The sequence below is a fragment of the Caballeronia sp. LZ065 genome, from assembly GCF_031450975.1.
Classification (GTDB): domain Bacteria; phylum Pseudomonadota; class Gammaproteobacteria; order Burkholderiales; family Burkholderiaceae; genus Caballeronia.
The window spans coordinates 119,854-141,828 of sequence record NZ_JARUXV010000005.1 but is presented as its reverse complement, the minus strand read 5'-3'; the positions used below and the strand labels follow the sequence as shown (position 1 = coordinate 141,828).

At 59.2% G+C, this 21,975-nt stretch carries 20 protein-coding genes and 7 pseudogenes; 4 read left to right on the top strand and 23 right to left on the bottom strand.

The features are described from left to right. Nucleotides 1-200 precede the first annotated feature (200 nt). The 6 genes and pseudogenes from QCE63_RS34440 to QCE63_RS34415 form a co-directional block, all read right to left on the bottom strand. A pseudogene (locus tag QCE63_RS34440) lies at nt 201-460 on the bottom strand (transposase zinc-binding domain-containing protein); the annotation flags it as partial. An 8-nt stretch (nt 461-468) separates the two neighbouring features. Continuing rightward, a complete protein-coding gene (locus QCE63_RS34435; RefSeq protein WP_309839614.1) occupies nt 469-1,344 on the bottom strand; it encodes a site-specific integrase in 876 nt (291 codons plus the stop codon). A 261-nt stretch (nt 1,345-1,605) separates the two neighbouring features. Then, nucleotides 1,606-2,601 (bottom strand): tyrosine-type recombinase/integrase, encoded by a 996-nt coding sequence (locus tag QCE63_RS34430; RefSeq protein ID WP_309839613.1) that lies wholly within the window; start codon nt 2,599-2,601, stop codon nt 1,606-1,608. Further along, the gene (locus QCE63_RS34425) at nt 2,594-3,535 is read right to left on the bottom strand and encodes a tyrosine-type recombinase/integrase (RefSeq protein ID WP_309839611.1); all 942 of its coding nucleotides are present in this window, start codon (nt 3,533-3,535) and stop codon (nt 2,594-2,596) included. Before QCE63_RS34425 ends, QCE63_RS34430 begins: the two co-directional genes overlap by 8 nt. Then, complete coding sequence (locus tag QCE63_RS34420; RefSeq protein WP_309839609.1) at nt 3,532-4,773, bottom strand: tyrosine-type recombinase/integrase; 1,242 nt, start codon at nt 4,771-4,773, stop codon at nt 3,532-3,534. The genes QCE63_RS34425 and QCE63_RS34420 overlap by 4 nt, the downstream gene beginning before the upstream one ends. Nucleotides 4,774-4,885: 112 nt before the next feature. Beyond that, a pseudogene (locus QCE63_RS34415) lies at nt 4,886-5,605 on the bottom strand (IS21 family transposase); the annotation flags it as partial. A 211-nt stretch (nt 5,606-5,816) separates the two neighbouring features. Between QCE63_RS34415 and QCE63_RS34410 the strand changes: the two are divergent. Continuing rightward, nucleotides 5,817-6,371, top strand: a complete 555-nt coding sequence (locus QCE63_RS34410) for a hypothetical protein (protein ID WP_309839607.1) — start codon at nt 5,817-5,819, stop codon at nt 6,369-6,371. Between the two features lie 162 nt (nt 6,372-6,533). Here the strand turns inward: QCE63_RS34410 and QCE63_RS34405 are convergent, their stop codons facing one another. From QCE63_RS34405 to QCE63_RS34380, 6 genes are all read right to left on the bottom strand, one after another. Then, the gene (locus QCE63_RS34405) at nt 6,534-8,249 is read right to left on the bottom strand and encodes a hypothetical protein (protein WP_309839605.1); all 1,716 of its coding nucleotides are present in this window, start codon (nt 8,247-8,249) and stop codon (nt 6,534-6,536) included. Continuing rightward, nucleotides 8,246-8,971: a hypothetical protein gene (locus tag QCE63_RS34400; protein WP_309839603.1), complete on the bottom strand. Its 726-nt coding sequence runs from the start codon at nt 8,969-8,971 to the stop codon at nt 8,246-8,248. Before QCE63_RS34400 ends, QCE63_RS34405 begins: the two co-directional genes overlap by 4 nt. 403 nt (nt 8,972-9,374) lie before the next feature. Further along, entirely contained in the window at nt 9,375-9,644 is a 270-nt protein-coding gene (locus tag QCE63_RS34395) for a hypothetical protein (RefSeq protein WP_309839601.1), read from the bottom strand. Between the two features lie 12 nt (nt 9,645-9,656). Beyond that, nucleotides 9,657-9,917, bottom strand: coding sequence for an aminotransferase class I/II-fold pyridoxal phosphate-dependent enzyme (locus QCE63_RS34390; protein ID WP_309839756.1), 261 nt, complete (start codon nt 9,915-9,917; stop codon nt 9,657-9,659). A 291-nt stretch (nt 9,918-10,208) separates the two neighbouring features. Next, on the bottom strand, nt 10,209-10,730 hold the full coding sequence (locus tag QCE63_RS34385; protein ID WP_309839599.1) for an RES family NAD+ phosphorylase: 522 nt from the start codon (nt 10,728-10,730) through the stop codon (nt 10,209-10,211). After that, a complete protein-coding gene (locus QCE63_RS34380; protein WP_061150109.1) occupies nt 10,727-11,131 on the bottom strand; it encodes an MbcA/ParS/Xre antitoxin family protein in 405 nt (134 codons plus the stop codon). Before QCE63_RS34380 ends, QCE63_RS34385 begins: the two co-directional genes overlap by 4 nt. A 1,126-nt stretch (nt 11,132-12,257) precedes the next feature. Here QCE63_RS34380 and QCE63_RS34375 point away from each other — a divergent pair. Then, nucleotides 12,258-12,542, top strand: coding sequence for a DUF6723 family protein (locus QCE63_RS34375; RefSeq protein WP_309839597.1), 285 nt, complete (start codon nt 12,258-12,260; stop codon nt 12,540-12,542). A gap of 10 nt (nt 12,543-12,552) precedes the next feature. Then, entirely contained in the window at nt 12,553-12,828 is a 276-nt protein-coding gene (locus tag QCE63_RS34370) for a hypothetical protein (protein WP_309839595.1), read from the top strand. A gap of 38 nt (nt 12,829-12,866) precedes the next feature. Here the strand turns inward: QCE63_RS34370 and QCE63_RS34365 are convergent, their stop codons facing one another. From QCE63_RS34365 to istA, 4 genes and pseudogenes are all read right to left on the bottom strand, one after another. Next, nucleotides 12,867-13,922: a phage late control D family protein gene (locus tag QCE63_RS34365; protein ID WP_309839592.1), complete on the bottom strand. Its 1,056-nt coding sequence runs from the start codon at nt 13,920-13,922 to the stop codon at nt 12,867-12,869. Nucleotides 13,923-14,227: 305 nt separating this feature from the next. Then, nucleotides 14,228-14,662 (bottom strand): annotated as a pseudogene (locus tag QCE63_RS34360) (phage tail protein); the annotation flags it as partial. Between the two features lie 89 nt (nt 14,663-14,751). Then, a complete protein-coding gene (locus tag QCE63_RS34355) occupies nt 14,752-14,970 on the bottom strand; it encodes a hypothetical protein (protein WP_309839590.1) in 219 nt (72 codons plus the stop codon). A gap of 56 nt (nt 14,971-15,026) precedes the next feature. Continuing rightward, nucleotides 15,027-15,935 (bottom strand): annotated as a pseudogene (gene istA / locus QCE63_RS34350) (IS21 family transposase); the annotation flags it as partial. Between the two features lie 819 nt (nt 15,936-16,754). On the opposite strand from istA, the pseudogene QCE63_RS34345 reads away from it, so the two are divergent. Further along, a pseudogene (locus QCE63_RS34345) lies at nt 16,755-16,934 on the top strand (IS110 family transposase); the annotation flags it as partial. Between the two features lie 74 nt (nt 16,935-17,008). On the opposite strand, the pseudogene QCE63_RS36925 reads toward QCE63_RS34345, so the two are convergent. The 7 genes and pseudogenes from QCE63_RS36925 to QCE63_RS34310 all read right to left on the bottom strand — a co-directional run. Then, nucleotides 17,009-17,209, bottom strand: a pseudogene (locus QCE63_RS36925) (transposase); the annotation flags it as partial. 432 nt (nt 17,210-17,641) lie between these two features. After that, a complete protein-coding gene (locus tag QCE63_RS34335; protein WP_309839585.1) occupies nt 17,642-17,950 on the bottom strand; it encodes a hypothetical protein in 309 nt (102 codons plus the stop codon). Between the two features lie 190 nt (nt 17,951-18,140). Next, nucleotides 18,141-19,343, bottom strand: a pseudogene (locus QCE63_RS34330) (hypothetical protein). A 123-nt stretch (nt 19,344-19,466) separates the two neighbouring features. Further along, entirely contained in the window at nt 19,467-19,904 is a 438-nt protein-coding gene (locus QCE63_RS34325) for an SET domain-containing protein (protein ID WP_309839581.1), read from the bottom strand. A gap of 323 nt (nt 19,905-20,227) precedes the next feature. Continuing rightward, on the bottom strand, nt 20,228-20,506 hold the full coding sequence (locus tag QCE63_RS34320) for an HU family DNA-binding protein (protein WP_309839579.1): 279 nt from the start codon (nt 20,504-20,506) through the stop codon (nt 20,228-20,230). 79 nt (nt 20,507-20,585) lie between these two features. Then, on the bottom strand, nt 20,586-20,861 hold the full coding sequence (locus tag QCE63_RS34315; protein ID WP_309839577.1) for a hypothetical protein: 276 nt from the start codon (nt 20,859-20,861) through the stop codon (nt 20,586-20,588). Between the two features lie 84 nt (nt 20,862-20,945). Further along, nucleotides 20,946-21,953 (bottom strand): DNA-binding protein, encoded by a 1,008-nt coding sequence (locus QCE63_RS34310; RefSeq protein ID WP_309839575.1) that lies wholly within the window; start codon nt 21,951-21,953, stop codon nt 20,946-20,948. Between the last annotated feature and the right edge of the window lie 22 nt (nt 21,954-21,975).

Sequence of the window (21,975 nt, the reverse complement as noted above, 5' to 3'; positions counted from 1 at the left end):
TCGATTCTTTTCCACAATTCGTCGTCAATGATTGGCTTATCCATGCCCTCGATCTCATCGCTACGATGCTCAAGGTTAACAGGATGCCCATGGAGTTAAGGAATCTCTGCAAAAGCCCGTGCGAGTCAAAACTCTAAGTAGTACTATCGCATAAGGAAACGGCCTTGGAACCTCACGATGACGCAACAGGAAGTAGTTCGGGCGCGCCGACGTTCGATCCATTTTGCGCGAGCAAACACTGGCACTTCGGACAGTGGCGATTGCGACACGAGTCGTACGCAATACGCTGATGACCGCATGTATCGCATTGCTCAACATGTCCGCCCAGCGCGGCGGTTCGACATAGCTCGATAGCGCTCATTGTGCGTCGCTGCGCGCGACTAAGCGTATCGGCATGGGTGTGCCGATATTGCAGGCCGCAGCGGCCGAAGATGTCCGCGACCTCAAGCGCCGGTCTCATTGCTCAGGTCAGATCTGTTTGAGCGGAGCCGGCTCGGGTGAGAGTCCCGGATGCGCCAGAGAATCGAACGGGCTCGAGGTTGCGCATACCGTACTCGTTGCAACCTTCAAGTAGCGCGCAGTAGTCGAGAGGGCGCGGTGTCCCATCAGCAGTTGAATCCTGCGCACGTCGGTGCCTGCCTCCAGCAGATGAGTAGCGAAGGCGTGGCGCAGAGAGTGAGGCGTAATCGGCTTTCGGATGCCGCTGCGCTCGCGAGCGACTCGGCAAGCTCGCCCGACTGCATTGCGAGTAATAGGTTTGCCAGGGATCGTCCCGGGGAACAGCCAGTCCCGCGGGTGGGCGTTGCGCCAGTATGTCCGAAGGATCTCGAGCAGGCGAGGCGACAGCATCACGTAGCGATCCTTATGGTTCTTTCCCTGATCCACACGGATGACCATGCGCTGGCTGTCGATATCGGTGACTTTAAGATGCACGACTTCGGATACTCGCAGGCCGCCTGCATAAGCAACCATCAGAATGGCTCTCTGCTTCAGGATGGGAATTGAGGCAAAGAAGGCCGTGATCTCGTCCAAACTGAGGATGACCGGCAGTCGGACCGATTTCTTAGGCAAGGAAAAATCCTCGTCGCACCAGTCCCGTTTGAGGGTTATTCGATAGAGGAAACGGAGCGCGCCGATCGTTGGGCCGAGACTACCCGGCATCAACTTGCGCTCTTCACGAAGATGAACGAGCCACGCTCGAATTTCCTCAGGGCCCAGCAATTCAGGCGAACGGTGGAAGTATCGAGCGAAACTCGACACCTCTAGAAGATACGATTGCTGGGTGTTCTCCGCGAGATTGCGGATCTGCATGTCCTGCAGCATGCGTTGGCGCAGTGGCGTCATAGCAGGCCTCCTGGAAACAGTAAGCGGAATGCCCAAACGGGCATCTACATACTGCTCCTGTTGGCGTGCGCGCCCCGCAGGACCCCATGCGAGAGCACCGTTTGCCCTGAAACGTGAGCCATAGGCCGCGCTTGCCTCCCACTACCGCGCCAGCGGTTTAGTACTACCATGAGTATGGTGCGGTAAAATATATGTGCTGCTCCATAACGAACTAGGCCAAGGCAGTACCTTTGTGGAAAGCGAACAGCACATATTATTCGGTTACAAGGTGCGGAGGAAGGTGATCAGGTCGGGCTGATCCCGCCATTGCTTTCGTCCTTCGGCACCGCCTTCCACTTCGCATGTCGCCAGTGCCCGTGCCTTTGTTTCCAGATTGATCTCGGCGTAGATATTGGTCGTCTCCAACGAAACGTGCCCAAGCCAGCCGCGTATCGTATTGATGTCGACACCAGCCTGGAGTAGTAGCGAGGCGGTCGTATGCCGAATCACATGTGGGTGGACATTCTTGCCGGCAAGCGACGGCGCTTTGGCTGCAGCACGGATAGCGCAGCGCTTGACCAATGCATGAATGCCGGAGCGCGTCATCGTCTGGTGGAATCGATTGAGAAACACCGGCGCGTCTGCGGCCCTCCCCTCGGACTGTGAGCGCAACGCATCGAGCGTGGATTTCCAGAGCGGGCAGCGGCGATGTCGGTTCCCCTTGCCGACGATGCTGACCGAGCGCGTGTGCCAGTCAACGTCGCCAATCTTGAGCTGCGCAGCTTCGCTTGCACGCGCTCCTGAGTTAAACATGAAGAGCAGTAACGCATGTTCGCGCTGCCCCTGCGCTGTATTGACGTCAGAGGCAGCGAGCAGGGCGTCCATTTCCTGCCTGCTAAGGTAGCTGATCTCCGGCCGACTGGTTCTCTTAACAGGAATCAGATGAATCTGTGCCCACCAGTCAACGTATTCAGGCGCATGTTCGCCGATGAAACGAGCCGGCGCATGGATGCCGCCAAGCCGCTGATTTCGTGTGCTGACCGTACAGTGGCGTTGTTCTTCCATGTGCGTCAGGAACAGACGGACCATTTGCGCGGAGAGATCATCAACGGTCAGGCGATCGATCCGCTTGTCGACCTTGGCGGCCAAATACGGAAGCAACAGCATGAGCATGTCGCGGTAACTTCTTTGCGTATTGACGGCAAGGTTACGTTCGCCCACCAGATACTCAATCAGGAAACGTCGGATCCACGGACCCAGCAGGGATGAGTTATTCATGTTGCACCTCAAGGACGTACGTTTCAAAGCGCGTGCTCGCTGCATTCAGCAACTCGGGCGTCAAGGTAAGGTAGCGTTGGGTCCCCGCGAGATCGATGTGGCCGAGATAGGTCGCGAGCTGCGGCAACAACAGTTGCAAATCCGCGCCGCAGCGATACCAGGCGATTAGCCGGTGCACTGCGCCTGAGTGCCTCAAATCATGCAGCCTCGGCTGGCAGGACGCACCGCCTTCGCGTTGGATATTTGCCAGAGTACGCTGTCGCTGAAAGGCCTTGCGCACAGCTTTTTGGTTCAGGGGGCGACCATCGCGTAAGCAGAAGAACGGCGCATCCGGTGCCTGCCCAAATCTCTGGTTGCGTAGCCGGGCATAAGTTTGCATCGCTCTATTCAGATCTGCGCCTAGCGGAACCAGCCTCGATCTATAGAATTTGCTCTCGCGCACGTGCAGGACGGCTTCGTCGAGATCGACGTCCTGCATGGTTAGCCGCAAGGCTTCGCCATGGCGGAGGCAACCTCCGTACAGAATCAGAATGAGTGCGCGCAAAACATACGCATCCAGCAGACCGCGTGGACTGCATGCCGCCGACGCCACTTCGAGCAGGTGCTTTAATTCCTGCTGCGAATAAATATAAGGTGTCAGCGGTGGCGGCAATTCCGGACTGTAGCGTGGAAGCGGCGAGGCTTTGACATATCCACGCGAGAGGGCAAAACGAAACAGGCAGTCAAGTACGGACCTTCTCTTCCGGCAATGGTTAGTCAGCGGCCTGTTGCCAGTCAGAAAGTCCTGTACCTGCTCGACCGTGACCGATTCCCCATCAATGTTGCCATCAACCCGGTGGCAGAATGAGGCAAGCGTGGCCGCCTCGGAATTGAAGCGCATGCCCAACGCCCGTTTGTGGCTCACGTATTGGGCGACGAGTTCGGAGAGCTTCATAGCAGACTCCCCAGATCGATTTCGGCCACACACCGCAGTCCGGTCAGGTCGACCTTTGCATAGATTCTCGTCGACGACGCGCTGCGATGGCCGAGGTGATCACCGATCTCCTTCAGCGCAAAACCAGCGTCGAGTAAATGCCGGGCGTTGGCGTGCCTCAGGCAATGTGCGCCACGCCGCGGAATGTCGATGCCAAGCGTCGCGAGACGCGAGCGGACAATGCCGCTTACGCGTCCGGGTGACAGCGGTCGGATCGGCGCCTCGACCGACAGGAAGAGCTCTCGATGGGCGCTTCGTGGACGCGCTTCCTTCAGGTAGCGCAGAATGGCGTTTCCGACGGTTGCCACCAGGGGGTATTGCTGTGTGCAGCGTTGCTTCGGACGATTGACATGAAGGATCTCGCCGCACCAGTCGATGTCCTCGAGACGGAGCCGCACCACCTCGCCGCGCCTCAGTCCGTAAACAACCAGCAGCATGATCATCGCACGGTTGCGTAGATCGATCGTGCTCTCGCCGACAAAACTGGCGACAAACCTTTGCACGTCATCCCAGTTCAGCCCGAGCGGCAACCCCTCCTCTCTATACACCACAGGTGCTTCAATGCCCGACGCAACGTTGGTAGCCCACCCTTGTGCTTCTGCGTACCGGAAGAAATTGCGCAGCGTGCTCGCAAGCGCGTGCAATGAGACTCTGCTCCAGCCGCGGTTGCCTTGATAGGCGAGGTAGGTGTCGACATCGTGGATAGTGAGAGCATCGAGTGCCTTGTCAGGGCGACAGACCATCGCCAGAAAATGGCCGATCTCATTACGACAGGTTGAAATCGTGGCAGAGGAAAGTCCTCGCTGGTCGCGCATGAATCCGACGTAGTGCTCGACATAGCGAACAAATGTTTCTTCTATAGGATGCCGCTCCTCCAGACGCCCCAGGAAGCGCAGCCAGGCCGTGGCCGTATGGATGAACAGAAGCCGCGAGCTGCGGGACTCGTTCGTGCGGTCACTTCGGAGAAGTCGAATCCGATGGTCAACCGCAAACGCGATTTCCTCGTGCGTCATTAACCGCGGGCGGGACAGATCAATGCTCTGTGAAAAAACCAGCAGGATCCACGCGATCTTCCGAATCGACCTGAGCGGATAACCCTGTTCCTGACAATGTACGAGGAAGCGCCTCCTGGATTCCACGCAGGGCGCGAGATTGTGGGCAGCAAGAACATGCGGACGCGTAAAGAGAGTCTCGAACATGATATTCCCCCATCATTGATCAGTGGAATATCAGTATCAGCCTGAAAATTATGTCGTCATGGAAACGTCAACGCGATAGACGATGCGGGGTTGTTGAGAACCACTGTGACATATTTTTTACCGCGCCATACTCGTGGGCAACGCCACGATTGTTGCGTGTGGGCTGCATGCCGTAGTGGGCACACAGAGCGTCATAACGCGTGATCAGATCCTTGCGCGCGTCGGCATCGAGATTGCGGAACGCCGCCGACAGGCTGTCGCTGCGGTGCTCGCGCGGCGCGCCCCCGAGTGCCCAGATGGCATTCTGCAGCCCTTCAGCCAGCGCGACATAGCTCTCGCCGCCGAGAATGACCTGAGCGTGCTCGATGCCCGAGCAGGCTAGCCGGAAGTGATAGAGGCGGTGGTCAAGCGCGACGCCCGCCACGATGATGCCTAGGCTGTCCATCTCGGTGAAGTCGGACAACCCGAGACGACCGGGTTCGTGTACCTGACGGAACATAACGTCATGCTCCTCGCCGTGGAGGGCGCGCCAGTCTCGAATCCGGCGCTCCAGTGTGCGGCGCACGTTGCCCGCAAGCTCGGGATGGCGCCGAAGCATCTCGTCCAGTACGGCTATAGGCCGGATGCCGGGAGCGGACTGGAGCAGCGGCACGATCTCGGTGTCGAAGATTGCCGCCAGAGGATCGGGACGGCGACGCGCACGTGGTGCCTTCTTCTGCGATGGCAGTCGCCGGTCCTGGTCGATGCGATAACCCGTGGCGGCGCTGAACCCGGCGCGCGCAGCTGCTTGAGCTGGTCCTTCCTTGAGCCTGAACTTCATGTAGAGCCTCATCTGATGGTCGTTGATGTGTCGGCCGGGCAACTCAGCCTCCCTTCGCTACATGGAAGAGCTGTTCATACCCGATTTACCGCGACCACCGATAAGGCACCCCGGCAGCGGGGCAGACTCCTCGGCGCGGTGTTGCGGCAGCGGTTCCGGGCTACGCCCTCCACCACTGCCGCAACACCATTACTCTCATCCTGATTGACGCACGGCTCTCATCTTGTTTGACGCGCGGCACGTCGCGCTCGATCTTGTGAGAACAGGTCACCGGCTGCCGAACTCACGAGACGTCGCCCCGTTGTGGGAGCAATCAGATATTATGGGCTGGCCTGAAAGCCTCGGGCGCAACACGTCGCATACGTGGACGGTCCTGGCCGAGCTGGGCACGTACATGCCGTGGGTTCGCGAAATATTCGGTGAGGCAGAGGACTGGTCGGTAGCCTTGACGGCCTACTACATGGCGTTGAACGTCAACGAATTTGCCAGCGTTGTGTCGAGAAATCCAAGTGTCCTTGATTCACACGACCGCCTTCATCTAAGTATCCCGCTGACGTTTGCCACGATGCCCGATCATGTCGCACGCCGCGCCATGAGCCTTCTGACCGAAGATGCATCATTTCTAGATTGGATTTTCACAAGTGCAGGGACGACGCGGGCCAAAGCAAGCCCGCATTGGGACACGTGGGTGCGTATCTGCAATGGGTGGCTTGGGCAGGTTTACCGGTTTGCTTTTCAGGGTGTCCCACACGCGAATCTGCTTCGAACGGTACCCTGACTGAAAGGATAAGGTCGTTTGACCTGCGGCAGGCGGGATGGGACCAACACCGAGTTCGAGTTTTCCTTATACGGGTTGATCCCGACTCGCTTGCACAGACTGGTCTTCTGCGCTTTTTCGAGATAGTACTGATGTGAGTTGTGCACGACGGTCAATCGGTCGTCATGTAGCCAGCTCGCTTATTGCTGGACTTATAAGCGTTTCAGACTCGAGGTTGCCGCTTCCTGCGACACCATCCTGAGCGGGGTCGGTTACGGGGACGATTGGAGGTGGAATCCTTCCAAGCTCGATTCGACCGCTGTTACGGCCACTCAAGCCGATTTTCTGATACATGCTGCGATCGACACCGATCCGAATCACAACACGATCATATGCACGGTGTTCAATAGTGGTGGCGACCAGAATCTGAACCTGTCGAGGAGCTTCGTTCGGGGCGGAAGCATTTCCTTGAACGTCCTGCAAGGTCCCCTCTCTGATCGCAAGATATGGAGCACCACCCTCGGGAAGAATCACGTGAAGCAGATACACGAGAAAACGATTCAGCGCATATGCCTTGGTGAAACAGTCATCTGGACGCAATATCGTTACCCGTTGAACATCGGTCCGTGCGATTGATGAGAAGTTATCTGCAAGTTGCTGTCTGAGGGCGGTGGGAAGCCCGTTGATTACCGCCACAACTTCTGCGTCGAGACGTTTGAACGCCTCCTTGTTGTCCACCCACAACATGCCCATGGTTGTGTAGCCATCAATAGCCGCAATCCTGCGTAGGGCGTTCAGCAAATCAGGGTTTGCGGATAAATCATGTCTTTTCATGCCTGACAGGCGGCTGTGAGGAACGCCCTTCATCTCTGGTGGCGCGGCCGACGTCAGCCAGGACCAGATTTCGAGTGGATGCTTCGCAAGATCTGGATTGACCATGCATCGCAAGGCATCCTGCAGGGCACCGTCGCCGGCACCGACGATGAGGGCGGTCGCCCGTGACGCGGCCGCTTTCGTTCCTAGTCTATTTTCCAGGAGTTGATCTGGTTCCCAAAAGCTGACAAAGTCGGGCGCTGCTGCCGCTGGCGCAGACGGGGAGTAGGTTGCAGATTCATGACCGAAACCGACTGCATAGATAGTGTAGTCGACCGTCAGCCTTTGTCCATTCGGTTGAAGCGTCAAGGGAATCGGTTGCTGATCGTCAATGCGTGATCCTGTCATTGATTCGTCCGGAGCCAGCATCTTCCGGAGTCGAGCCTTGCTGTCTTTACTCAAATGAGATTCATCGATGAGCCAATTGCCGTCAAGCTTGTGGAGATGGTTTGTCCTCCAGTCCGACAGATGTTCATCAACTGACTTTCCCGTTCCCGGATAAGGTCGACGCAGGAACTCGTTGGCAAAATCCTCAATCAGGAGCGGGGCTGCCACTTTGAATGCGATCGCCCAGTCCGTTTGCTGATGAGCAAGTAGCGGCGGTGTTGCAAGAGGGAACTCATGGGCTCGAAAGTTTTCGTGCGGCCACTCGTACATCGCCGCGCTCACATAGCGCTGAGCCTTGGACTTTAGTATTCCGCTGGGTGCTTTTGCATTGTCGACTAATACGAAGCGGATACCCTCTTTCTCGGCCTGCATGGCGGCGGCGATTCCGGCAATACCCGCCCCAAAGATTGCCAGTTGGAAATGTGGACGCGCCCCTCTGACCTTCGCGCGCTCACCTGATCGCAAAACTCCAGTCGAAATCAGGGCCTTGACAACCATTTGAGCACGGACCATCTGGTCTCGAATGCTGACGTTCGAGAAACGATAGTTCACGTCAAGCTGTCTCGCAGCGACCTTGGTTGTGAGTAGTGGAAGAACTTCAGAATACCAGGTGGGGGAAACAGTGGCCGTCGCGTTCATATCAAATCCAGAATCTGGTCAAGTGCCTCGTCGTCTGCCGCAAAGAGCGTGCGGTGCATCAGAACCTCACCGACGCCACCACCGCCAATCTGACCACCCCCGCCTCCCTGGTTGCCTCCATCGTTTCCGCCACTTCCACCCCCGCCGTCGTCGCTGTCTCCGTTCGATGGATTTGCCGATTCAGTTTCATTCCAATCACGTTCAGCGCTGTTGAGGACCGTACCTGGAAAGTAATTCCACAACTGTTCCTCCGGAAGTGGTCGAAGCGTTGGCACCCCTTTGTCGGTCTGAGACTCCCGGAGAGCGGAAAGGCTAAGCTCTGGTGATATGTACCTGGGATGTTCCGGCACGGTACGCGGAGAAGACGGATAATTGACAAAATTTTTCAACTGCTCAATTGAACCGTTGAACAGTTCTGTGATCACACCGCGCTCATCGACTGAAAGCACAAGCGCTTCTCTGTAATCGCTCGCCTGCCAGGGGAATGACACGGTGTGTTCGTACGGAAGTGCGACGAATACATATGCACCTTTGTAGGGATCACCCTGTCGCTCGTAGAGTACCGCGTGTCGGCGGTCTCGAGAAAGGCCGTATAGCTTTGTAGCAAAGCTCGTAACCAGCTCGCGCATTTCCTGTGCCGACAAGGCCGAGGAGAAGCGTTCGATGAGTTGTTTTACTTGATAAGCGACGGCGTTATCGCCAGGTTTGAACGAACGCAACACGGCCCCCGAGACGCATAATAGGTGTTGTTTATTGTTGCGGCGATTATCCCGCATTTTGGCACGTTGTTGCTAGCATCGCGGCCGCCTTGCGTGGCAGGCTGCATCTTATTCGAGGGATATCGACGGGGCAGGGCCCACACGGGACATCGCTGGAATCCGTCGCTCCCGAGTAACCGGCCATCCGCTGTGATGTGCTGATGCGCATCGGGAAACCGCTGTTCGTCGAAATGCACGCCTGCCCTGCAGAGTTCGACATTCAAAGTCCGGGCGAACAGCGCGGGAAGGGCGCCGAATTGCGCCGGCTCGGGGGTAGCGTCTTCGATGAGATACAGCATGGAAGGCCATCCGATAAAAAGAAAAACCCGCGACACGGCAGACGTTCGCGGGTATGGCGTCTGGCGCTTCAGACAGCGGCGAAAGCCGGTGTCAACGCCGCACACGCGGTCTTGATGCGCCGGCCCGCATCGCACAGCGTGGGCATCGGACCAGCATACGCCATCCGCACATAGTTCTCCACGCCTAACCCGCTGCCGTGCGCCTCGCCGACATGCGGCGCTTCCAGCAGATAGTTGGCGAACGTTAGGAAATCCGTACCGCCTTCCAGCGCCGCGAGCGTCGCCGCTTCCGAGATTGTGCTCAGATTCGACGTGCTATGCAATTGCAGCGTCTGCATCGCGCGGATTAGTCACGTCGGACCGCCGGCATAGCCGATGCGCCAGCCCGTCATCGAATACACCTTCGATACGCCGCTGATCGTTAGCGTGCGCTCGCGCAGACGCGGTTCGACGTGCACGGGCGTATGGAACGGACCGCCGTAACGCATGTGTTCGTAGATGTCGTCCGCCATCACGAGCACATGTTCGTGTTCGAGCAGGAGGTCGGCGAACGCGCGCGGTTCTTCGCGCGTGTAGACCGCGCCGGTCGGGTTGTGCGGCGAGTTGAGGATGATCAGCGTGTCTTCGGTCCGATGGCAACGAGCGGATCGTCAGAGCAGGCTCGGTCACCAACGGAGTAACTGCGCTGCTCGTTGATGAAGGCAAAAGGCAATGCAGTCCGTCTATGATCTTACATAAGTAACATGATTATTCGTGATGCGAAGTATAGTACCAGTGCAAACAATCGATCTTGCTAAACCGTCGGCCACATGGGCATGTTTGACCCGATATGTCTATAGGATATCGATTCCGTTGGGGAGGCAAGGGCGCACGGTTCCTGATCTCCGTCGAGCTCTCCGAGCTCAATCCCAAGAAGACTGGTTCCTCGGCAGAGCGTTATATGGATCGTAGACGTCGAAGTGGTCCTTCGAGTCAAGACGCTCTGTATACAGAACGAGGTTCGTACCGTCGGGCTTCAGTCGTGATTTGAAGAGGATACCCTTGGCACCGCTGGCGACGACCTCATCGCCAAGGATCCAGCTGGGCGGCTCGATCCGTTCATTGAACCAACAGTGGCGCCAGTCGCAATAGAAATCCTCCCACAACGGAGACCATTTTCCGCTCTCGAACCCTCCGGTGAAATCGACAATCGGGGCGGCCGTGAGGTTGTAGCTGACCAGCGTCCCCGGTGGCATCAAGGACGACAGCTGCTGATACTCTTTGATGGCCGTGTCGTGGTCGAAGGTCAAGTAGAGCGCATTCAGCCCCACACGATTCGCGCGACCGCCATGCGTTCCTGCTCCCGCGCCGCTCGTCGGCGCAACAGCCCACCGGGGAACGTGCATACGATAGACCGTTACCCCAGCCAATTCTGTGAGGATCATCCTGCCGCGCCCGCCTCGAGCGACGAAACGTAACGAAGGACGTCATCCGCCCGACTTTCGGACACCAGTTGCTCGGCGGTTTTGTAGTTGAAAACGGGCAGCGGTTCGTTGCGATACCAGAAAAGCGCCTTTGTGACGTCGCCTGAGATATCCGTCGCGGCACGAATGACCCGCAGAGCGTCGCGGAGGAATCGTTGCACGCTTTCGGACGCAGGCTGTCGGCTGATCGTGTTCCGATGTACGTGTGCTTGCTGGGCAAGGGTTTGCAAGTCAATATGCAAGGCTTCGCCGAAGCGCCGAGCGGAGACAATCGGGGCTGGGTCTTCGGGATCGCGTAATGAGGCCATGAAACGGTCAAAGCTCACGTCTGCACTTGGAATTGCACCGGTATCCGAATTCATAGCTCGCTCCAAGCACATAATACGAACAATTTTAGCACAAATATAAATGCCATCACCGAGCATGAAAACCGACGTTTCTGCTTGTTTGACGGCGCCGCATGTACGACTAGATCCAAGAACAAAATAGGGGCGGTACAAAAAAGCGTGGGCTAGTGCAAATATTGTGCGCTAACGTGCACGATTGGACAAAATTTCACGTGAAACCATGCACGGTATTCCAGAAAATCGTACTCTGCATCTACGTAAATAAAATTCGATAAATAGATTTATGTCAACTTATCGGAATCGTCGCAAGCGTGGCGTTCCTGAACAAATCGCCATCTGTCGGGCTTGCTGCTTCTGCTTAAGCATCTATTTACAACCAAGCTGCAAGGTTTGCCGGGTTAGCTTACTGTAAACCGTTGCAATTCTGTTGGACGCTGCATGCTTAACCTGTTTGGTGAGGTCGTTGTAACATATGACGACCTGATTCTTTCAGTCGAAGCCGTTGCCCCTGCTTATGCTTCCAGCCAGCGGGCATTCGATCATTACGTAAGAGCGTGGGCCGCCGCCGACAAGGTGCGTTGCGCCAAACTGCAAGGAACGTTCGAGTCAACCATCGAAAGTGCCCGTCAACGGCAAAATCACTGGTGCGCAAGCTAGGCTTGCGACTGCCGTTAAGCACGTAAGAAGGAGCGACGATACTTGCACTGCGCCCGTCTCCAAGCATCTTGCCGCGCAGCGCGCCTCTAAAAAATACCCATGCCAAGAGCTTTCCCATCGCCTCTGCGGAACGCGAATTGCTCTGCGTAGCTGTCATGGCTTGTTTCGCATCATGGGAAGTATCGCGACCATTATTTTGCACCGTTGCTCTGCACACCCTGCAGAACTACACCAGTTCGAGTTCAGCTTGTGCGAGGACGGCCGTGCTCCGGCGGTCGGTGTCATCACACTTCGCACCGCGCGGGTTTTGGCGCGTAAGCTCTCAGGCCTCAGCGCATTCATGAGGCTGGTCGCCGCCATTGCCGACTGCGACGAAGCCGCCTTCGACTCGCTGGTCGGGCGGTCTTTTGCCGACGGCGTTCCATCGAATAAATCAGCTTAATGCGCGGATCTTGCGCTGAGCGCTTTGACTGGAGATCGACGCATGAGGCGTGCAAAGCTGAAGTATCTTGGCAGCGAAATGGCCGCGCCCGCGTCGACGCAACTCTGCGCGGACGACTATGCGGTCTACGCGTCCTACATAGTCCGCTTTACGGGTGCGTATCTCGGCAGTCTCACCGTTGTTCGCAAAACGGACGGCCACGTTCTCTACCCCTTCGAGGGTTCATCTGATATCGGTCCATTTCCGGAAAAGGAGGCTGCTGTCGCTGCTGCGCTAGAGTTAGCGACTAAACTAGTAGCTGGGGATATACAGTGCCCCGAGTACTAAGGAGCGTTCCATGTACAAGATCGTTCGGCCTGCGCGCGGGCAATTGACGGTCGTCGTGTGGACGGAGGACAACAAGTTTCTGTCGAAAGTGATCATTCCCACACGCACCCAGCAACATCAAGCGTCGGACACCCTGGGACCGTTTGCAACAGAGCAAGACGCGCTCATCGAGGCGCTCAAGCATTCGCGTTGGCTTGGTGAAAATCTGCAGACTAAGCACCTTCAACCTGCGCACGAGGCGGGCGATCGTTCGCGGAAAATCTCAGGGTCATCAGCAGCCGATTGACTCGCGCCGGATCGCTCAGCAGAGATTAAGCACGTGGCTCACCGTCCTGATCGGCGAAAATGTGACCGATGTCGGTCGGTCGTCGGATCGTCGCGCACTTCGAGCTCCAGCGCCGTGGAGAATCGTGCGTCGCCTGTGATCGTGTGCGTGACTTTCTTCACGAGCCACGGCGTGTCGTCGATGTCTGGCTTGAAACCACTTACCGTCACCGGCAGCTCTGGAAAGAGCTCAGCGCGGCCGCGCGCCAGCGTGTAATCGAGCGTGGCCTGCGAACTCTGTACGCGCGCAAATTCGGCCTGCGCGGCCGCGCGCGCTTCCGCCTCGCTCGGATAGTCTTCCGGCAGCACCTTCACGTTGTGATTGTTCTCGCCACCGATGACGACCGACTGCCGCTTGCCCTTGCCGTTCGAATGCCAATGAGCGCGCACGGCCGCGTAGCTCTCGCGCTGCGCGATGTGATAGCGATGCTGATCGCCGTCGCGCCGCGTGAGCGCGAGCTCGGAGAGCGCGCGCCCGCTTGCCGTCTTGCCGGTACCGATCGGCATGAAAAGCAGGTTCAGGTCTTTGACGTTCATCACCGCGTCGTAGCGCTTGGCGAGGCGCGTGAGAAACGACATATCGCTTTCATGCGTCTGATCGATGTGTGCAATCGCGACTTTCGCGAGCACGTCAGCAACGGCCGCTTTCAACGAATGCCGCGAGGCGACGGTGCGCACGATCGACCCGAGTGTTTGACCATGCCAGCTTTGTTCGCGCCGCTCGTGCATGGCGTTGGTCATTGAGGCCGATCGTGCGCGACTCGTGATGATATCCGGTGCGCCGCTATGCTCGACTTCGTCAACGGTGAACGTGCCTTTGTCGATGAGCGGCTCGCCAACCCATCCGATCATCACCTTGATATTCGCGCCACGCTTCGGAATGGCAAAAGTGCCTTTACTGTCGTCGATGACGAGATCGAGCATGTCGGATTCATCGGCGCGCGACTCAGCGAGCGTCAGAGTCATGAGGCGCGGCGCAATCAGGCGCGACAGATCGCGACCATCGAGCGTGATGCGATAGTCCGCCAACGGTTGTTTGCGCGTACTGTCGGTCATGATGCGTCCGCCGCTTTCGATAACACGAGCGCGATCGCGCTGCTCGCGGTTTGCCCGTTTAGTTGCGATATCTGCTTCGCTGCAGACACAACATTTGCGAGCGACAGTCCGTTAGCATTGCTCAGCCCTTTCGACACCGCGCTCGCCGTGCTCGCGTCGATACCATCCGTCACACTGACGACCGCAGAACTCAGGTTCGAGACGGTCGAGCTCTTCGCCGCAGTCACCACGGCGGCCGCGACGTTAGCGACCTTCTTCGTATCTGAAAGCACCGTCGACGCTTCGCTCGCCGTCGCCTTGCCTGCGTCGGTCGTCGACTTCACATCGGACGAAAGCGACAGCACATCATCGTCGACGCGCTTAATCGACAGGTTGAATTCGATCTTGCGCGCGATGCCTTCGGCCGTGTGATATGTCGCCGTCTCGTTGAGACTCTCAATAATGAATGCGCCGTACACCGTGCCCGATCCGTCGACCAGAACGTACGCGTCGCCGGTGTCGCCCATTTTGGCGAGCTCGTCGAGCGACGCGATCGTTCCAATTTCGTTGTCTTGCGCGACCATGCCGTTGAGCGTGATCGTGTCATCGCCGGCACCGGTGTATTGACTCGCATCGCGCGCGCCGACGCGCGAGCTCGTGCGGTGTTTGCAGTTGCGCTGGCGCTGCAGCTCCTTGGATGGCGCAGTTTTCAGACTGAAAACGAATTGTCCAATTGAGAGCTGTTGACGGCGCTGTAAAATCGCGCTTTTTGGGCGGCGCAAGTCAGAGTGATTTGCTCAAGCACGAAGGGGCCTCGCAGGCCCCTTCGCTTTGATGCACTGTATTTATGTCAGAACGGCGGGTCCCGTTCGTGAGTACGCGCGTGCGCCTCTGAAGAGCGCTGCTCGTGCAGCAGGTCGTTAAGCTGAGCGCCATATAAGTCGGTCACGACGACGAGGAGATCCTCGAGCAGTTCGAACACGGCGAGTGCCTGCTCAGGCGTCCAGTCGTTGGGAACGGTGAACGGCAATCCGCGACGGCGCCCCGATGGCATGAAGGGGCGGGTCATCACGCGGTTTCCTTCTTCGTGGGGGGCTTGCGGGATTTGCGCTGCCTGGCCCGGGCTTCGACCGGAAACGGATTGGCCGGTAGCGGGAGTAACGACGACTGCTCCTGAGCAAACGCCTCACGTACGGTCATCGCGCGGTCCTCGGGGCACGGGCGGTCGGCTGCCTGCGCGCGGCACCATTGCTCGGCCTGCGGGTTCAGGTCGTCGAGGTCAGTGAATGTGCGCGCGGCGAGGAAGGCTTCACGAACATGCCGTATTGCGCGTTCCACGCGTCCCTTCTCGTTACCGCGCGCGACGGCAACAGGGCGTGGTTCAAAGCGGTAATGGCCGGCGAACGCGAGCAGCGTTGGATGGAAACGGATTGCGTCGCCGACGCGTTCGAGCACCGCCGACTTCAGGTTGTCGTAGCGCAGAATTCTCGTCAGTCCGCACCACGTGTTGAACGCACCGATGTGACCACGCAAAAAGTTCTCCATCCGCGCATCGAGAAAGAAGCGCAGATAGATGTCGCGCGAGTACGAGAGCACCATCACGAAGGCCATCAATGGCCGACGCGCGCGACCGATCTCTACAAATCCGAAGTGACCCCAGTCAACCTGCCCCTGCTCGCCTGGCAAGGTCCGCGACCGTAGGAAGGCCTCGGCGGGCTTGCGTGGGCGATGCAGCGCAAGCATGTGCCGGAAGTGATCTCGCGCCCTCTTGTAGCCGCGCTCGCGCACCATCACGTAGAGACGAATGCCCGTGAGCGTCGGATACTTCTCCAGCGTCTGCCGGATGAACGGCAGGTACGGCTCAATCATCGAGGGCTTCGGCGTCGGGCCGTATCGCGGTAGTCCGGCGCTGCCGAGCACGCGCAGCACCGTCTCACGGTGCACGCGCAACTTCTTCGCGATGGTGCCGCAGGGCCACTTCTCGACGTGGTAGAGACGCAGGATCTGCATCGCAAGCTCAACCGGGATCGTCATCGGGGCCTCCGCGATCAGAACGACGGTCGAAGGCAACGCCTTCGAGGCGGACAACTCACCGCTGATACGAACCGGCTTTGTGCGTCGTCGTGGTCTCCATCATTTCAACTGAGGCGGCGCCGCCGGACGAACGGCGGCGTTGGCGAGTGCAACGGCGTCGTCGCGGTCCGGTTGCAGTACTCCATCGGCGGGGGAGTCAGGTGAACCGTGATGCGTCACGAATTGCCGCCGGACCCGATAGCGCCGGGCGCGTGCGGCATGTGCGAAGCGTCCGCGGCGGGAACGCTGATAGCGTTGCCCAGCTTCGCCCACGCTGTCGCGGCGTGCATGGGCGGCACAGTCGCGGCAGTATCGATTGCCACGGTCACACTGGCGGCAGACGAAGACCTACGCCCGACAACGGGCGCACAGATACAGGCGACCTGTAGGCGGCTGCATTGGCGGTTCCCTGGAACGCCAAAGAGACGGGTCCAGTGAAGTCGACGGGCCCCGCGAGCAATGCGATAGTGGCAGCTCACACGGCTCCCCGGCCGGCCAGAAGGGCTGCCACATGGAAACCCCGTGGAGGCGCGATGCCGGACTGGACCTGGCAGTTGAGGCCGGCGTCGCGCCTGTTGTTTCTCCTTGGCAAACGCCTTTCTACCATGTCGCTGCCGCTACGCGATGCGGGTCGCGTCTCCAGTCGCCCTACGGGCTCTCTACGCCGCGGCCCGCATCGTCGTCGTATCACTCAAAGCGCAATTACTGCTTCCGCTAGCTGGATTGTTCGCCCCATGCTGCGACGCCGACATACGATGCCGTCGAAAAGCGCGGAACCTGACCGGGGGACTTCTCAGCGAGTTCGGACTCGTCATTCCTCAAGGCATCAGTCATATTGCCCGTCGCGTGCCCGAATCGATTGAAGACGCGGAGAACGACCTGACCGGTTCTTTCCGGTCACTGATTGGGCGTCTGATGGATCACTTGGAGGAACTCGATCTACAAGTTCGAGGGTTGGAGGCACAAATTCGGCTCTTTTGAAAACGGAGTGGGTAACGGCCTTCAGCGGGCATGCGAGTTGAAGGCGGAGAAGTCGAGTTTGCGTGCGATGAGAAACAGTACCGGCGCCGCCACTTGAACAACATATTCGCGTTGATGCCATGCTCTCGGGCGAGCTTCGCAACCGAGACGCCAGGCTCACATGCAGCCTCGGCCAGGCGGCGTCGAAACTCCGGACTGTGGTTTGGGCTTCCTCTACGCGTCCCCGACGCCGGTTTCTCTTCTGATCCCAAAATGGTTCCCGCTACTCGAAAATGGTGGGAACCACTTCGGCGTCTCAGAAATGAACTGCCGCGGCTAGGCTACGGCCTCGGCGACCGGCACCGACGTCGCGCGGAATCGCCTGTCGCGCCGACGCGATCCGTCTGGCTAGCACTCGAGCTCCGCGGTTCGCTTAAGAAAGGGGCACAGCGGGCAAAGGAACGCCGTATGTTGCCCGGCAACGCGATCCGGACTTGCAGGCCCCGCGGAACGACGCGAGCCGACCAAATTCAGCGCAGTCTCAGCGCTTTCCACGCGTGATAAGTCGTATTATCACGCATGCGTTTAATGGCGGTGGCTTGCCACTGGCGACTAGGCGTCGGAGCGAGTTCCATTCGGCAGTCCATCGGCCTTATTCATAAGCACTACATATCGACCTTACTAGTAACTCAATGGACGCGGCGAATCTACGCCGCGCGGCGCCCGTCGCTCGCTCCGACGTCGACCTGTTTCTGGGCAAGCTGTTCGACCTCAAGCTCAAGCGCAGACAGCCGGGCAATTTGGACGGGAAGCAATGCGTAGGCGATGCGCAGCTCATGCAGGCGTGCCCTCCAGTAACGAACGCTTATTGGCAACGGAGCTAATGTCGCACGCGCTGCCGTCACCACTTGCCGTATATGAGCGAGTTCGCGATCAGCTTCCAGGGAGGTCCGCTTGAGCACGCCGGGCGACGTACCGGGGACGTGACGTTTTCGGTCGACTGCGGTTGTCTTCATACGCTGTGCATCTCCTGATCAGTTGAGACCAGCGTATTGAGATTCTCGGGACGTCAAGGAAACATGCGGGCGCGCAGCGGACCGGGCTTGGGCCCTGGCTGCGAACGATCGGACCGTGCCGGATTCACGCACAGAAGTGCGCGACGCCCTAGGGGCTGCATCAGCCGATACCCTTCTCTTTCCTTCTTTTCTACCGCCGGACGGCTTCCATGCGTGTGTGCAACGCTCGCCCCACCAGCGAATTCGCATTGCGAATCAGGCTTCGCACACAGTCGTCCACCGCGGACTTCGGCACACGACCGACGAGCGCCGCGGCAACGAGGGCATCGTACGCATCGATGACGTCAGTCGCCGAGATTTCGTAGCCGTAGCCGGCCTCCATCCAATGCAGCGCGGAGACGGCACACTCCATCGCGAACTGCGGCTGCGCCGTCTCGTAATCTCGCGGCGCGCGAATGAGCGTTTTCGGATCGGTGGGGCTCCGCCTGGACAGCGCGACCGCTTGATCGAAGAGGCCGGCGTCTTTTGCTGCGGCGAACCACTTGCCTTCCGAGCCGGGCTCGCTGTGAATCAAGTCGGACAAGATTGCATCTTGCGGTTTTTCAGGATATTTTTTGGCGATGCCCCGGAACGTTGCGAGGTACGTGCTTGCACGATTCGCACAAATGGCGTAGCGCTCGTACGCTTCGTTTCTCATCCCGCACCCGAGAAGAATCGTCTCGCACGCTCGCGCGATCGCGTGCTCGGGCGCCTTCAACCCTCGACTCGCTTCAGCAAGACGAAGGGCATCCCCAGGACGTCCGAGCGAAACCAGCGCGTCAACGGCCCAGCGTCGATACCACCAGGACTTCAGCCGATCACGCTGGGCGAGATCCACAAGCTCCTCGAAGCGGCCGGCAGTGAAAAGCGCACTCAAGCACGGCACCGTACCGACGAAGTAGTTGAAGCCTTCGGCCGGAAGCACGTGCGCGACAAGCGGCAACAGCCGATCCGCCCATTCCGACGCCAACTCGGGCGTCACGCACAACGCGTTGATCACCCAGAAGCTCGATGTAGGGCATCTGATCGTCTTGCAAGGCCTCGAATAGCCTGTCCAGCCAGCGTCCCCGTACAGCAAGCGTCACATCGGCCGCCACGATCACCGGCACAAGCGCGTCGATCGTGCGATTGACTGCACTGCCCAGGGTGCCCGAGGAACTATCGACCTGCTCAAGTGCGGGTGACAGCTTTTCAAGCAGCAGAACTGCCCCTTGGCCGCGAGCGCGCGATCCGTACGCGCGACGGAACGAATCTCAGACACTGCCTCCTTCAGACGTTGAATTGGTAGCGACGATCGCCACCCGAACGCATTGCGTCTAAAGCGTGAAGCAAATGTAGATTTGGGTGAGGGCATAACAGTCACGTTTCATCAGCACGGTGCACGATCGGAACCATCGCGATCGAGTCGGTGCGATACTTGAACAGGTAGTTGAGGTGGGATACCCCGTGGCGCGTGTGCATCATTTCATCGGTGGTTTCAGGACTCGGCCAGCATCGTCCCTCGACAGGCGTCGAACCCGCAGCGACACGCATAGAGCCGCTTGAGCGCGGCAGATTTTCGCCCTTCCACAAAAAGCCGATAGTCGATAAACAACTCTTCGCCGGGCGCGATGTCGCGCAGCGAGTGAAAGAACGCCCGGCTGCCGTCTTGCTCGGTCTCGCAGTTCGGCGCGCAACTGTGATTGACCCAGCGCGCCGAGTTGCCGCCCCCAACGTTGATCACGCGCCCGTCGTCGAGATCGAAGTAAAACGTGTGGCCGTCTTCGGCGGCCGAGCGCGCATACTGGCGCTGCGCTTGTGCCCACGACACCCGCTTGCCCTTGTATTCCAGGATTGTCTCGCCAGCACCGATCTGGCTGAGCGCGAATACGCCGCGTCCGTGGACTGGCGAAGAACGAACAACGATGCGGCGCATGCTTTTGCCCGTCCCTGTTGCTGTGACCCGATGAGCGACACGGTGTGTCGCCGCGGCATCTTGGCATGATACGATCGGCGCACGCCCGTCGATACCCCTATGCCTTCTTTCGGTCGCATCAAACGCAAACCGCCCCGCGGTACCCTCATGCGGTACGAGGATCGCATCGTTGAGGTGCTGGGCGAAGCGCGTGGCCGACGGATCATGATCCGCTCGATTCATGCGGACGGCACGGAACGTCGCACGGCCGTCAAACTCAATAGCCTGCGGCCGCTCAATGCGCAACTCTTCTAAGTCGGCGGCGTGACGGGCGCCGCCCTCGCTCAGGCTTGGTTGACGGCGTCCTTGAACGCCTTGCCCGCGGTGAATTTTACCGTCTTGCCTGCTGCGATCTCGATCGGCTCACCGGTCTTCGGATTGCGACCGGTGCGCGCGGCGCGTTCGCCGGCCCCAAACGAGCCAAAGCCGATCAGTTGAACGGCATCGCCTGCCGCCACCGTCTTCGCAATCGTCTCGAACACGGCATCGATGGCCTCCTCGGCGGCGAGCTTGCTCGTACCGGTTCCGGACGCCACCGCGTCAATCAGTTCCTGCTTGTTCATTGAAACGCTTCCTTTCTGTTAGAGACAACCCGATCATACCGAACGCGGGCCACGCATTGGATCGCAGACCCTCTGCTGCCTATGAGTCTGCGTCGGTCACATCCAAATCGAACAAATCCGAGGTCGCGCTGCGCGCGTCAAGCAGCTCAGGGAAATCGCCCTTTCGGACCTTGGCAAGCGTCTGCGGCGACAGCCAGATTTCCTCCATGGCCTCGATGCCCTCTTCGATCATCCGCTGCAGAAAGAACGATTGTTTGCGCCCCGTGGCCTCGGCCAGCACTCGCAACCGCTGTTCGATGACGGGGTCGATGCGCACCGCCACCACCCGCAACTTGTTCTCTGCCGATCTTCTCATCTGTTCGCTCCTTTGGCCGACCACGCGCATGGCGCGTCATCGGCCTTGGATTGCGCCTGCCCGCGGGCGCGATCCGATCATGATTTACGGACGACCTTTCGCGCTCGCCTTTTTGCCGGCCGCTGCCTTTCGGGCGACTCGCCCCGAACGGTCTTCGCGAGCGGGCACGCGCGTCGACGGCCGCGCCGCGGTGCGCAGCGACTTCAGCTGGTCCTGAAGCGCGTGATGGGCCGCTTCGAGCGCGGCGAGCTTGCCCTGGAGCACCCCGTTCTGGTGGCGCGCGTCGCCCTGCTGCGCCTGCAGCGCGTCGACGGTGCGACGATGCTCGGCCTCTCGCTTTTCCGCCCGCTTGGAGGCCTCGGCCAGTTCTTTCTGCGCCTTCGCTGCGGCGCTGCGTTCACGATCGATTTCCAGGAGCGCGCGCTTCTCGGATGCGCGTAAGCGCTCCTCGGCACGGCTGGCGGTTTCTCGCAGCTTCTCCAGGTCGCGCGAGAAGGTGTCGCGCACTTTTTCGAGTTCCCGCTCGCGCGTCACCGCTTCCTCAGCAAGACGCTGGATCTGCGCCTGCAGCGCTTTACGCGTGGCGGCGTCTTCCGCCTGCTGCCGCTCTAATTCCCGGATCTCGACCTGGGCCGCCAGCAGCGCCGCCGTGCGTTGCTCGAGCGCCGTTTCTGTGCGGCCCAGTTCTTCCCGGGCCGCGATAACCCTTCGCTCAGCCTCCGCGCGTTGCGCTTCGACTTCGTCGCGCAGCGACGTGAGTTCGGCCTGGGCAGAGGTCGCCGCGCGAGTCCATAGCGTCCCGATCAGCTCACCCGCCGCTTCGCTTAAATCCTTGGGCAGGTCCGGATGCTCGATGCGCACCCGGCTCTTTTCGCGCAACTCCGCCCAGAACTCGTTCAAGACCGACGCCGGTGTACTCATGGTGCCGCGCCGGACCAGGTTGTAGAGGCGGTTAGCGGTCGGGGGTACGCCAAAGCGAAAGAACAGCAGCGCGCAGACCTCGCGATAGAGCTCGCGTGTTTTGGGAAATTCGACTTTGAGGCGCTCGATGTCCGCCGCCAGGCGGGTTTCATCGGAAAGGACGTCGGACATAAGTAAAAAGGCCTAAGCGATC